The sequence below is a fragment of the Lysobacter solisilvae genome, assembly GCF_016613535.2.
GTDB classification, from domain to species: Bacteria; Pseudomonadota; Gammaproteobacteria; order Xanthomonadales; family Xanthomonadaceae; genus Agrilutibacter; species Agrilutibacter solisilvae.
Genome location: NZ_CP071518.1, coordinates 844,032 through 856,096 on the forward strand (window position 1 = coordinate 844,032; position 12,065 = coordinate 856,096).

12 protein-coding genes are annotated in these 12,065 nt (G+C 71.1%); 1 reads left to right on the top strand and 11 read right to left on the bottom strand.

The annotated features are described in order from the left end of the window. Positions 1–11: 11 nt before the first annotated feature. Complete coding sequence (gene aceB, locus I8J32_RS03805) at positions 12–1,661, bottom strand: malate synthase A (protein WP_200615026.1); 1,650 nt, start codon at positions 1,659–1,661, stop codon at positions 12–14. A 111-nt stretch (positions 1,662–1,772) separates the two neighbouring features. Here aceB and I8J32_RS03810 point away from each other — a divergent pair, with 111 nt between their 5' ends. Further along, complete coding sequence (locus tag I8J32_RS03810; protein WP_200615025.1) at positions 1,773–2,741, top strand: LysR family transcriptional regulator; 969 nt, start codon at positions 1,773–1,775, stop codon at positions 2,739–2,741. A 48-nt stretch (positions 2,742–2,789) separates the two neighbouring features. On the opposite strand, the gene I8J32_RS03815 is transcribed toward I8J32_RS03810, so the two are convergent. The 10 genes from I8J32_RS03815 to oleD all read right to left on the bottom strand — a co-directional run bounded on the left by I8J32_RS03815 (position 2,790) and on the right by oleD (position 12,024). Continuing rightward, positions 2,790–4,307: a glycosyltransferase family 2 protein gene (locus I8J32_RS03815; RefSeq protein WP_200615024.1), complete on the bottom strand. Its 1,518-nt coding sequence runs from the start codon at positions 4,305–4,307 to the stop codon at positions 2,790–2,792. After that, positions 4,304–5,398: a HEAT repeat domain-containing protein gene (locus tag I8J32_RS03820; protein WP_200615022.1), complete on the bottom strand. Its 1,095-nt coding sequence runs from the start codon at positions 5,396–5,398 to the stop codon at positions 4,304–4,306. The genes I8J32_RS03815 and I8J32_RS03820 overlap by 4 nt, the downstream gene beginning before the upstream one ends. Positions 5,399–5,904: 506 nt before the next feature. After that, entirely contained in the window at positions 5,905–6,510 is a 606-nt protein-coding gene (locus I8J32_RS03825; protein WP_200615021.1) for a lysophospholipid acyltransferase family protein, read from the bottom strand. Between the two features lie 62 nt (positions 6,511–6,572). Then, the gene (gene arfB / locus I8J32_RS03830) at positions 6,573–6,992 is read right to left on the bottom strand and encodes an alternative ribosome rescue aminoacyl-tRNA hydrolase ArfB (RefSeq protein WP_207526762.1); all 420 of its coding nucleotides are present in this window, start codon (positions 6,990–6,992) and stop codon (positions 6,573–6,575) included. A gap of 238 nt (positions 6,993–7,230) precedes the next feature. After that, entirely contained in the window at positions 7,231–7,935 is a 705-nt protein-coding gene (locus tag I8J32_RS03835; RefSeq protein ID WP_200615018.1) for a pseudouridine synthase, read from the bottom strand. A gap of 91 nt (positions 7,936–8,026) precedes the next feature. After that, positions 8,027–8,260, bottom strand: a complete 234-nt coding sequence (locus tag I8J32_RS03840) for a hypothetical protein (RefSeq protein ID WP_207526763.1) — start codon at positions 8,258–8,260, stop codon at positions 8,027–8,029. A gap of 12 nt (positions 8,261–8,272) precedes the next feature. Then, a complete protein-coding gene (gene ubiB / locus I8J32_RS03845) occupies positions 8,273–9,940 on the bottom strand; it encodes a ubiquinone biosynthesis regulatory protein kinase UbiB (protein ID WP_200615016.1) in 1,668 nt (555 codons plus the stop codon). Further along, a complete protein-coding gene (locus I8J32_RS03850; protein ID WP_200615015.1) occupies positions 9,937–10,581 on the bottom strand; it encodes a ubiquinone biosynthesis accessory factor UbiJ in 645 nt (214 codons plus the stop codon). Before I8J32_RS03850 ends, ubiB begins: the two co-directional genes overlap by 4 nt. Positions 10,582–10,674: 93 nt before the next feature. Beyond that, the gene (locus tag I8J32_RS03855) at positions 10,675–10,830 is read right to left on the bottom strand and encodes a DUF1328 domain-containing protein (protein ID WP_200615014.1); all 156 of its coding nucleotides are present in this window, start codon (positions 10,828–10,830) and stop codon (positions 10,675–10,677) included. Between the two features lie 204 nt (positions 10,831–11,034). Continuing rightward, on the bottom strand, positions 11,035–12,024 hold the full coding sequence (gene oleD / locus I8J32_RS03860; protein ID WP_200615013.1) for a 2-alkyl-3-oxoalkanoate reductase: 990 nt from the start codon (positions 12,022–12,024) through the stop codon (positions 11,035–11,037). Positions 12,025–12,065: the final 41 nt, after the last annotated feature.

Sequence of the window (12,065 nt, forward strand, 5' to 3'; positions counted from 1 at the left end):
GCAGCGAGGGATCAGTCCAGCCGCGAATAGGCCGGCAGGGTGAGGAACTCTTCGAGGGTGTCGGCGTGGGTGAGGCGGTCGAGCATTCCGATCGCTTCGTTGATGCGGCTGCCGCCGGGCAGCGCGGTGCGGTCGCCCAGGCGCGCGGGCAGGTTCAGCAGGGCGCGTTCGAACAGGGCGAAGTCCACTTCGCTGCCGTCGGCCAGGTGCAGCCCGTCCGCGTGCAGCCACTGCCACAGCTGGGTACGCGCGATCTCCGCCGTGGCGGCGTCCTCCATCAGGTGGTGGATCGGCACGCAGCCGTTGCCGTCGAGCCATGCCGCCAGGTAGCGCACGCAGACTTCGACGTTGTTCTCGAAACCGGCCCGGGTGATGGTGCCCAGGCACGGCTTGATGAGGTCGTCGCGCACGACCAGGACCTCTTCGCGGCGCACGCCGTGCTGGTGCCTGCCGGGCATGCGTTCGTCGAAGATGGCGCGCGCCAGCGGAATCAGGGCCGGATGGGCGACCCACGTGCCGTCGTGGCCGGCCGTGACCTCGCGCAGTTTGTCGGCCTGCACGCGCGCCATGGCTTCGGCGTTGGCGGCGGGGTCGCCCGCGACGGGAATCTGCGCGGCCATGCCGCCCATCGCGTGCGCGCCGCGGCGGTGGCAGGTCTGGATCAGCAGTTCGCTGTACGCGCGCAGGAACGGTTGCGCCATCGTGACCTGGCCGCGCTCGGGCAGCACCTTGTCGCGATGGGCGCGGAAGGTCTTGATGTACGAGAACACGTAGTCCCAACGCCCGCAGTTGAGACCGGCGATGCGGCCGCGCAGCGCATGCAGGATCTCGTCCATCTCGAAGGCGGCCGGCAGCGTCTCGATCAGCACCGTCACCTTCATCTGGCCGACGGGCAGGCCCAGCTCGGTCTCGATGTGCTCGAGCACGTCGTTCCAAAGCTGCGCCTCCTCCATCGACTGCAGCTTGGGCAGGTAGAAGTACGGGCCGCGGTCGTCGGCGGCCAGCATCGCGGCGTTGTGCCAGGCAAACAGGCCCAGATCGAAGAGCGACGCCGACAGCGGCGCGTCGTTCACGCGCACGTGTTTCTCGTCGAGGTGCCAGCCGCGCGGACGCACTAGCAGCACGGCTTGTTCGGCGAAGGGACGCAGTACGTAGCGCTTGCCGGGGCTGTCGCCCTGGGCCGGGCCGATGTGTTCGATCACGCCCGCCACCGCCTCGCGCAGCGCGTGCTGGCCGGTGAGCAGGTTGGCCCAGGTCGGGGAGGTCGAGTCCTCGAAGTCGGCCATGTAACAGCTGGCGCCGGAATTGAGCGCGTTGATGACCATCTTCGGGTCGGTCGGGCCGGTGATCTCCACCCGCCGGTCGAGCAGCGCGTCCGGGATCGGTGCCACCCGCCAGTCGCCGGCCCGGATCGCGGCGGTGTCGGCGCGGAAGTCGGGCAGGCCGCCGGCATCGAAAAAGGCCTGCCGTTCGCGGCGGGCGGCCAGCCGGGCCTGCCGGCGCGGCTCGAAACGGCGATGCAGGTCGGCCAGGAAGGCCAGGGCGGACGAGGGCAGCAGGGTTTCCTGCAGCGGGTGCCGGGCCGTCAGCTGGATGCCGGCGGGCAGCGGCGCCGGAGCGGGGACACGGGTGGGGGCGGCACTGTGGGCGACAGCCGACATCGGTGGGAGGTCCTCTAGCTCTACGGCTACTGACCATGCGCGCCCGTGTGGTATATGACAATCAAGTTTTTTCAATGCTTGTCATAAGCCCGACTAATACAGGCGATCCCAATGGCGCTGCGCCCTGGTTCCACGCCCCGGTTCGCTTACAAGGGCGACCGCCTCAAGCCCCTGCGGGCCTTCTGCCAGACCGCCCGACTGGGGTCGGTCTCCCGCGCCGCCGAGGCCCTCTACCTGAGCCAGCCGGCCGTGACCCTGCAGCTGCAGGCGCTGGAACGTGACCTGGGCGTGCGCCTGCTGGAGCGCAGCGGGCGCCGGATCACCCTGACCCGCGAGGGTCAGGAGCTCTACGAGCTGGCCCGCCCCCTGGTGGAAGGACTGGACGGCCTGGACTCGGCCTTCCGCGACCGGGTGAGCGGCCTGGACGCGGGCGACCTGCAGGTGGCCGCCGGCAGTTCCACGATCCTCTATCTGCTGCCGAAGATCGTCGAAGCCTTCCAGGCGCGGCACCCGGAGGTGCGGCTGAGCCTGCACAACGTCACCGGCGCCGGCGGCCTGGAGCTGTTGCGCTCGGACGCGGTCGACCTGGCCGTGGGCTCGATGCTCGACGTCCCGGCGGACCTGGACTACGCGCCGGTCTACCGCTTCGAACCCATGCTGATCACGCCGCGCGACCACCCGCTGGCGCACAAGCCCGAGCTCGCCCTGGGGGACCTGTCGCCCTACGGCCTGATCCTGCCCCCCAAGCGGCTGACCACCTACCGCCTGGTCGACCTGGTCTTCCACCAGAACCGCGTGCCTTACACCGTCGCGCTCGAGGTGGGCGGCTGGGAGGTGATCAAGCAGTACGTGGCGATGGGCCTGGGGATCAGCATCGTCACCGCGATCTGCCTCACCGATGCCGACCGCGAGCGGCTGGCCGCGCGTTCCCTGGCCCGGTACTTCCCGTCGCGCACGTACGGCGTCGTGGTGCGCAAGGGCAAGTTCCTGTCGCCGCAGGCGCGCGCGTTCACCGAGCTGATCAAGCCGGCGCTGTTCGAGCGTGGGGACTACTACGGGACCGGGCCGTCGGAACGCTGATCCCGGGTGCGTGCCCAGTGCGGCGGGATCCCGGTGCGGTGCCGGGCCTCAGGCGTGCTCGACGCCGCGGGTCACCTTCGGCCGGGGGATGGCGGGCGCGGGCGCCGGCCGGCGCGGGTTCTGACGCGGCCGCGGCCGGGAAACGGCGACCGGCTGGACACGGGCGCGGGCGCGCAGCGCGGCCAGGGCCTGCGACAAGCCCATGACCCGCCAGGCCGACGTCAGCTGGCGGTAGCCCAGGTTCTCGACGATCGCGGCCGCCACCAGCGCCACGCGCTGACCCGGGCCAGGATGCAGCTGGAACGAAAGTTCTTCCGTCGCCACCGCATGCAGCGAGTGGACAATGCCCAGGCCCACGCTGGCGAACAGGAACACCGCGGCGGACTGCGGCGACAACTGGCCCGCCAGGGCCAGCAGCAGCACCGCGGCATAGCCCAGGACCTCGATCACCGGGCCGGCGCACTCGACCAGCAGCAGGATCGGCAGGGACCAGCTGCCCACGGCGCCATCCTCGCGCCGGAACAGCATGCGCGCATGCGTCAGCAGGCTCTCGACCAGACCGCGCTGCGCCTGGCTGCGCTGGCGGCGCAACCTGCGCAGGGTTTCGGGCGCCCGCACCCAGCACACCGGGTCCGGCACGAAGGCAATGCGATAGGGCCGGCGCTGCGCACGCAGCTGGCCGTGCAGCCGCAGGCAGAGCTCCATGTCCACGGCTGCGGTGTCGTCGCGGTACCCACCGGCGGCGATGATGCGCTCCTTGTGGAACAGGCCGAACGCGCCGGGCATGGCGGGCAGCGCGTTCAAGGCCGGGCCGGCCAGGCGGGCCTGCACGAAGCCGCGCAGGGATTCCACCGCCTGCAGCATCGGGAGCAGGCGCCGCGGCAGATCGGCGCGGGTCACGAAGCCGTCCCTGGCCTGGCAGCCGTTGACCACGCGCAGCGCGCCGAAGGCGGCGACGGTGGTGGCGTCCTCCAGGAAGGGCTGCACCATGCGGTCCAGGCTGTCGCGTTGCAGGACGCGTTGCGTATCGACCACGCAGAACAGCGGAAAGCGCGCACAGTTGATGCCCGCGTTGAGCGCGTCGGCGCGGCCGCCGTGCGCCTTGTCGACCACGCGCACCCGCGGGTAGGCCGGCGATGCGAACAGGCAGTGCAGCTGGCCCGTACGCAGCCGCCGCCGGTAGGCTTCGGGAAACGGCACCAGGCCGAAGGCACGCACCAGCGCCTGCAGGGTGTCGTCACTGGAACCGTCATTGACGACGATGATTTCGTAATCGCGATATCCCAGGCGCAACAGCGCCCTCACCGTCGCGACGATCCCGGGTTCGTCGTTGAACGCCGGCACCAGGATGCTCACCGGCGGCTGGCAGGGCCCGACATTCCCCCAGGGCAGGCGCACTCCATGGCGGTGCTGGCGCAGCACGGCGCGGACCGTGGCGACGTAGGCAGGCGCCAGGCTTGCCAGATGCAGCGCGAAGAACCAGGCGATGGCGCTCCATTGCACGAAGTCCAGCACGGCGATGAGTCCCGGGGGGATCGGCAGTGCCACGGACGCAAGCGGATTCATGAGTCGACCTCCATGTGCCGCTCGGCGATGACGTGGTCGAGCACGTCGCGGGCGAAGCGGTCGGTCTGCGCATCGCGCACGCGCTGCATGCCTTCCGGATCCATCTCGGGCAGCCGCGATATCGCCAGCGCCGCGCGGTAACGCACCCACCACTGGCCATCGGCGAGCAGCGGCGCCAGCAGTGCTTCGTCGTCCGCCCGGCCGATGCGCCCAAGCGTGGCGGCCGCATGCATGCGCACGTGCCAGCGCGGGTGCGAGAGCAGCGAACGCACCAGGTCCAGCGCGTCCGGGTCGGCGATCACCTGCAGGCAGGTCGACACCAGGCGGTCGTCGGGCTGCTGGTCGAGGATGTGGCGCACGACCGGCGCCGCCTGCGCCGGATCGAGTTCGGACAGGCAGCGCAGCAGCCGGGGTGCGACGTGGGCCGTGGCCTGCATGGTCGCGCTGCCCAGTTCGCGGGAGACGATGTCGCGCGCCGCGGGCCCGGGGCTGCTTTCGTGCAGCATCTGCGCCACGCCGGCCTGCGGCCAGTCCTGGCGCGCGACGATGTGCGGCACGAGCATGTGCACCGCTCGGCCCGGGTCGATCTGCATCAGCGCGCGCGCGGCGCTGAGCGAGACCAGCGTACTGCGGTCATTGAGATAGCCCGCCAGCCGCTCGAAGTGCGCGCGCCCACGCAGGAATCCCAGCGCGACGATCGCCATGACGCGCTCGTCGGGATGGCCGTGGTCGATGGCCGCGTACAGGTACCGGTCCAGGCCGACCTCGCGGGCCACGCGTTGCAGGCCCGGGTTGGAGGGGTCGCTCACGCTCTGGTGCGCGCTGTTCCAGGCTTCGATGAAACCGGCCAGGTCGCGCGGCACCAGCGCGGGGATCGTCGAGGGCAGCCCTTCGGCGTGGTCGAGCAGGATTCGCCGCCACTGCATCGCCGCGCGCTCGCGGTTGCGTTCGCGCGCATCGACGATCCGGCGCAGGGCGAGCGTGGCGGCCAGCATCGTCAGCGCGAGGACGAGCACGCCCGCACCGAGCCACCAGGCCAGGACCAGGCCCGGGTCGGCGGAGCCCAGGATCGCGGGCGGGGTCAGATCCATGGGCGGCTCGCTTCGACGCAGGCGCCCGGCGTGGCGGATGACGCTGTCCCGGCGTGTGCGCAGGGATGCGCGACGGGCGCAGGAACGAATGCGCATGCGCGCGCCCCGGGACACGGCTCGACCTGCGGCGAGTGCTGAAGAAGCATCGCGTCACCTCCGCCTGCCGCGACGCCAGCTTCGGCCGCCGCGGTCGTCCATTCGACATGCACGGGCTTCCGGTGCGGAAGGCCGCGGACCGTCCGCGGCCGCCGGCGGCGAGCCCCCCTGCTGGCCTCGCGCGCCGACCGCCGCTCCGGGTCGCGGCCGCCTGGATCACGCGGCCTACCGACCCGTGGGGGATGTGACGCACATCACGTGCCAATTCCGCTGCAGGCCTGCTGGAGCGGGGCGCCGGGCGCCTTCAACGGGGGTGGCGGGCCCGCGGACTGCCGCAGGACGGGCAGGCTTGGCGCCTGTGCGTCACTTTCTGCACCCGCGGCCAGCCGGCAGGCGGGCCCGGCGGGCCCTCAGACGTCGTGGAACTTGCCCTGCGACACGCCGCGGTACCACTCGCGGATGCGGGCCATGTCCTGGGCCATGTCCTCGCCCAGCTCGAACGGGGGACCGATCCCGATGACCTTGCGGCCGTAATGGAAATACGCCGGCAGGACCGGCACCTCGGCGGCGCGGGCGATCTTCCAGAAGCCGGTCTTCCACCGCTCCACCGGCTTGCGGGTCCCCTCGGGCGCCAGGCCATACCAGAAGCGGTCGGCCCGGCGGATCATCTGCGCCGACTGTTCCACCACGCCGTGCGCCGCGCTGCGGTCGACCGGGATCACGCCCATGCGCTTGAGCAGGGCGCCCATCAGCGGGACCTTGAACAGCGAATCCTTGCCCAGGATCTTGATGTCCAGGCCCAGCGCCACCTTGGCGGCGAAACCCCAGATACCGTCCCAGTTGGACGAATGCGGTGCGCCGATCAGCACCAGCTTGGGAATGTCCGGGAAGCGGCCCTCCATGCGCCAGCCGCCCAGGCGCAGTACGGCCAGGCCCAGCCAGCGTGCCAGCCGGTTGCCGCGCACGCGCGGTGCACTGGGTGGCAGCGCAAGCACCCGGGTGTCGTTTTCGCTCATGGTGTTGCCGTCATCGCCCACGCTGCCGGTCGCCCCTGCCCCCATGCCCCCTCGCCCCCGGATCAGTCCCACGCCCGGGTGGAGCGGGTCTTCTTGATCGTACTGCGTTCGCGCTTGGCGTCGAGCCGCCGCTGCTTGGAAGCGCGGGTGGGCCGCGTGGCCACGCGCGGGGTGGGCGCCTTCAGACCGCTGGCGATGAAGGCCGCCAGTCGCTCGCGGGCGTCCTCGCGGTTGCGCTCCTTGGTGCGGAACCGCTGCGCGCTCAGGACCAGCACGCCCTCCGTGGTCACCCGCCGGTCGCGCTTGGCGAGCAGGCGCTCGCGCACCGCATCGGGCAACACCGCCGACGCGGCGATGTCGAAGCGCAGTTCCACCGCGGTGGCGACCTTGTTGACGTTCTGGCCGCCCGGGCCGGACGAGCGCACGAAGCGCTCGCTCAGTTCGTCGTCGGGAATGGACAGGGTGTCGGTGATTTCCAGCATGGCGGGATTGTAAGCGGGGCCGCGCGGCGACCGCGTCGGTGGTTCCCCGCAGGTGTCCCGGGCAGCCGGCGGGCGGTGCGTCGGGCCCGCGGGACGCGGCGCGCCACAGACCATGCTCGGGGCCGTCTGGCGATGCGCCGATCGCGTGGCGCGACGCGCGCTCAGCGGGGCCGGGGGTGCGCGCTCCCTGCCGGCAGACCTTGCGCCGCGACGGACGCAGTACCCGCCGCACCGGCCATCACGGCTGGAAGTCGAACAGCGCCAGCGCCCGCGAGAACTCCGCATCCACCGGCGCGGTGACGATCACCCGCGCGCCGCCGTGCGGATGCAGGAAGGCCAGCCGACGCGCGTGCAGCAGCATGCGATGGATGCCCAGCATGCGGAAGTTGCGGTTGTGGCGGCCGTCGCCGTGGCTGGTGTCGCCGATCAGGTGGTGGAACGCGTGCTTGAGATGCCGGCGGATCTGGCGGAACCGCCCGGTCTGCGGCTGCGCGTTGAGCAGGCCATAGCGCGAGGTCTCGAAGCCGCTGGAGGGCACCGGCAACTCGCAGGTGGCCAGCCGCGTGAAGCGCGTCACCGCCGGTTTTTTCACGGGCTTGCCCGGCCCGCCGTCCAGGGGATGGTCGATGACGAAATCCGCGTCCGGCCAGCCGCGGCACACTGCCCAGTAGTCCTTCTCGACGTCGCGCGACATCATCACCTGGCCCAGCTGCGCGGCGGTGTCGCGATCGAAGGCGAGCAGCAGGCAGCCACTGGTGGCGCGATCGAGCCGGTGCACGAGGAAGATCGGCCGGCCCAGCTGCGCGCGCAGGCGGTCGGCGAGGAAGTCGGTCTCGCCACGCGCCAGCTTGCTGTCGTGCGCCATGAGGCCCGCGGGCTTGTTGACCACCGCGAGCGTGTCGTCGGCGAACAGCAGCGGCAATGGTGCGGAGTCGTCGTGCATCGGCAATCGTGCATCTGCAATCGCGTGCGGCGGCACGGGTCGAGGCACGGATTATCGCATCGCACCGCGCGCCGGATGCCCGATGCGAACGCTAGAAGTCGAGCAGATCGCCGTACGTCGCGGCCTGGTGCCAGCCGCCGTCGTCCTCGCTCACCACCACGGCCGTGGCGATGCGCTCGCGCGCCCACAGGCCCTGCGCGCCTTCCTGTGCCGCGGCCAGCGCACGGGCGCGGTCCTCGTGGCGCTGCGGCTCGATCCCGCGCTGCGAGCAGGCCACCTCCCAGTGGTCGCCGACCTGCATGGCATAGAAGGTCACCCGGCGCATTCTTCCTCCGTGTCAGCGGCGCGGCCACGCCGCGCGTAAAGCCCACAGTCCCCCCAGCGCGGCGATCCAGGCCGACGCGGGCACACCCAGCCAGCGCGGTCCGCCGGCTTCCATCGCGAACAAAACGGCCGCCACCACCAGCAGACCGGTGCCCAGGATCGCGGCGATCGTGCCGCGCTGCGCGCTGCGGATGGCCGCGGTGATTTCTCGCACGTCCGGCGAATGCATCTGCAGCGACTGCTTGCCCTCCACCTGCTGCTGCAGCCAGGCGTGCAGCAACCGCGGCATCTGCGGGGCGTGCGTCACCAGCTCCGGCAGCCGCTTGCGGAACTCGCCAGCCAGGCGCTTGGGGCTGTAGCGCTCGACCAGGATGGTCGACAGCACCGGCTGCGCCACGGCCCAGATATCCAGGCGGGGATCGAGCAGGCGTCCCACGCCCTCGATGTTGAGCAGCGTCTTCTGCAGCAGGATCAGTTGCGGCTGCAGCGTCAGCTCGTAGCGCTGGGCGGTGCGGAACAGCTTGACCAGCACCTCCGCCAGCGAGATTTCCGACAGCGGGCGGGTGAAATACGGCTCGCACACCGCGCGCGCGGCTGCTTCGAGTTCATCGATGCGCGTGTGCCCGGGCATCCAGCCGGCCTGCACGTGCAGTTCGGCGATGCGGCGGTAGTCGCGGTTGAAGATCGCCATGAAGTTCTCGGCGAGGTAGTACTGATCCTCGTCCGACAGCTGGCCCATGATGCCGAAGTCCAGCGCGATGAACCGCGGGTTGGTCTTGCGGTCGGCATCCACCCAGATGTTGCCGGCGTGCGCGTCGGCATGGAAGAAATTGTCGCGGAACACCTGCGTGTAGAACACGCGCACGCCCTTGGCGGCCAGCGCGTGGCGATCGATGCCGGCCGCGTCCAGCGCGGCGACATCGTCGGACGGAATGCCCCGCACCCGCTCCAGGGTCAGCACGCGCTGGGCGGTGTGCGACCAGATCACCTCGGGCACGTACAGGTCGTCGCTACCCAGCCAGAAACGGCGCAGGACGCTGGCGTTGCCGCCCTCGCGCTGCAGGTCGAGTTCGGCGGCCAGGGTGTTCTGGATCTCGGCGACGATCTCGCGCGGGCGGATCTTGTCGGCGGCCGGGTGGGTCCGCTCGACCACGCTGGCCATGGCATTGAGCAGTGCGATGTCGGCGTCGATCTGCTGCTCGATGCGCGGCCGCAGCACCTTGACCACCACCTCGCGCGGCGTGGCGCCGCCCACGGAAGGCAGCGTGGCCGCATGCACCTGCGCGATCGAGGCCGATGCCAGCGGCGTGGTGTCGAACGAGGCGAACGCTTCGGCCACGGGGCGGCCCAGCGCGAGTTCCACGATCGCGCGCGCGTCCTGTCCATCGAAGGGCGCCACGCGGTCCTGCAGCTGGGACAGTTCCTCGGCCACGTCGGCCGGCACCAGGTCGCGGCGCGTGGAGAGGATCTGGCCGAACTTGACGAAGATCGGGCCCAGCTCCTGCAACGCCAGGCGCAGGCGCGCGCCGCGCGACAGCGAGGCCACGTGCGCCGAAGCGCGCGGCACGAACGGGCGCGCCAGCTTGAGCCACCGCTGCGCAGGCGTGTCGTCGAGCAGGTCGTCCAGGCGGTAGCGCAACAGCACCCGGCCGATGCGCCAGGCGCGGAAGACCGGCGTCATGCAGCGCCCCCGATCCGGCTGCGCAGGCGGCCCACGCGCACGGCCGCGCGTTCGACGTCATCGCGCAGCGTGTCCACATCGTCGAGGAACGCGTCCAGCTCGTCGCGACCGACGACGTCGCGCGACTCCTCGGTCAGGTACTCGGCCGCGTTGCCGGCGAACTGGCCGGCCGCACCGCGCGCGTGACGCAGCGCCGAGGCGACGCCGTTGGCGATCTGCACGCCCAGCACGTCGCCGAATACCGCGGCGAACGGCTGTTCCCAGTCGGGATCGAAACGTTCGGCCAGGCGCTGCAGCCGACGGGCGAGGTCGGCGTCGCCCTCGATGCGCAGTTTGCCCACGGGCGGCGCGTCGTCATTGCGGAAGAAGGGCAGCTGTGCGATCAGGCCGCCCAGTGTGCTGCGCACCGACAGGTCCGCCGCCGGGTCCTGCACCGGACCCACCTGCAGGCGGTCGCCGGCCACTGCAATCTGCAGGGCAAGCGGAGGCGCGGCCAGGTGAAGCGCGACCCGCCGGCCATCCAGTGCCTTGAGGCCATCGCGTGTGTCCGGGTCCAGTGCCAGCGCGCGATTGAGCGCGGCTTCCAGCGCGCGGCCGGCCAGCGGCTTGAGCGAATCCAGGGGCGAGGCTCGTTCGGTCATGCGGGCATTGTAGCCCCGTGCGACGCGGCCTCCGCGCCGTACGGGCGATGCACGCCGGTCGTGGGGTCATGCCCGCCGAGCCATGCCCCCGCGTCACGCCTTCTTGCGAAGCAGCGAGATCACCGCCAGGACAAGGAACACGACAAACAGGATCCAGGCGATGTTGCTGGCTGCGCCTGCGATGCCACTGAAGCCCAGCACGGCCGCGATGATGGCGATGATGAAGAAGATGACGGCGTAGTTGAGCATCTGAGAGCTCCGGCACACGCCCGGATTGGACGCGTCTCGATGCTGACCGGGCGCGGGTCGCGGCGCGGTGACGGCCGCTTGTGCGGGATGGGCAGCCTTCAGCGGCGTGAGTCTTTCGTCAATGGAGCCGCGCCGCGCCACTGAAATGTCGGCCTGCCTGCCGCGCCGCCGCGCGCGAGGGCGCCAGGCGACCGTGCTTCCAGATTAGCCCCGGGACGCAGCCAACCGTGCCAGTCCCTCGTCGATGCTGACCCGCGGCACATAGCCGAAGTCGCTTCGCGCGGGGCCCATGTCGTACCAGTGCGTCGTGCTCAGCTGCTCGGCCAGGAAGCGCGTCATCGGTGGCTCGCCCCGGAGCGGCAACAGATGCCAGAGGCCTTCGCAGACCGTGCCCAGTGCGTAGGCCACCGGGAAGGGCACGCTACCCGAGACCTGCGGGGCCCCCACGGCCTGCAGCAGCGCGTTGACGATTTCGCGCACGCTGCGAGGTTCACCGTTGCTGATGAAATACGCGCGGCCGGCGCAGGTCGCGCCCACGTCGAGGTGGTCCAGCGCGTCCAGGTGTGCCTGCGCCGCGTTGTCGATGTAGGTGGTGTCGATCCGGTTGAGCCCGTCTCCGACGAAACGCAGGCGGCCCGCGCGCGCGCGCTCGGCCAGGCGCGGCACCAGCTGGTTGTCGCCGACGCCCCAGATCAGGCGCGGGCGCAGGGCGACGGTGGCCAGCCCGGCGTCATTGGCGCCGAGTACCGCCTTTTCGGCGATGAGCTTGGTCGCGGCGTACGGGGCCTTGAGGTGTTCGCCGTAGGGCACCGTGTCCGCCGTGCCGCCTTCCACGGGGTGCGTGGCGCGATGGGTGACGCTGGGCGTGGAGGTGTACACCAGGCGCCTCACGCCCTGCGCGCGGCAGGCCTCGACGACGTGCTGCGTACCCATCACGTTGGCCTGGTGATAGCTCTCGTAGCTGCCCCAGGCCCCGGCCTTGGCGGCGTTGTGCAGCACGGCGTCGCAGCCGTGGGCGGCGGCGATCACGGCATCGCGCTGCGCCAGGTCGCCCTGCATCTGGGTCACCCCGATCGCATCGAGCGCCGGATAGTGGCCGCGGTTGAAGCTCACGACCTCGTGCCCGCGCGCGCGCAAGCCGCGGCACAGGGCCTGCCCGAGAAAGCCGCCGCCACCGGTGACCAGGATCTTCATGGAGTTCGCAACCTGCTTGGATGGAAGGACATGATCGCCAT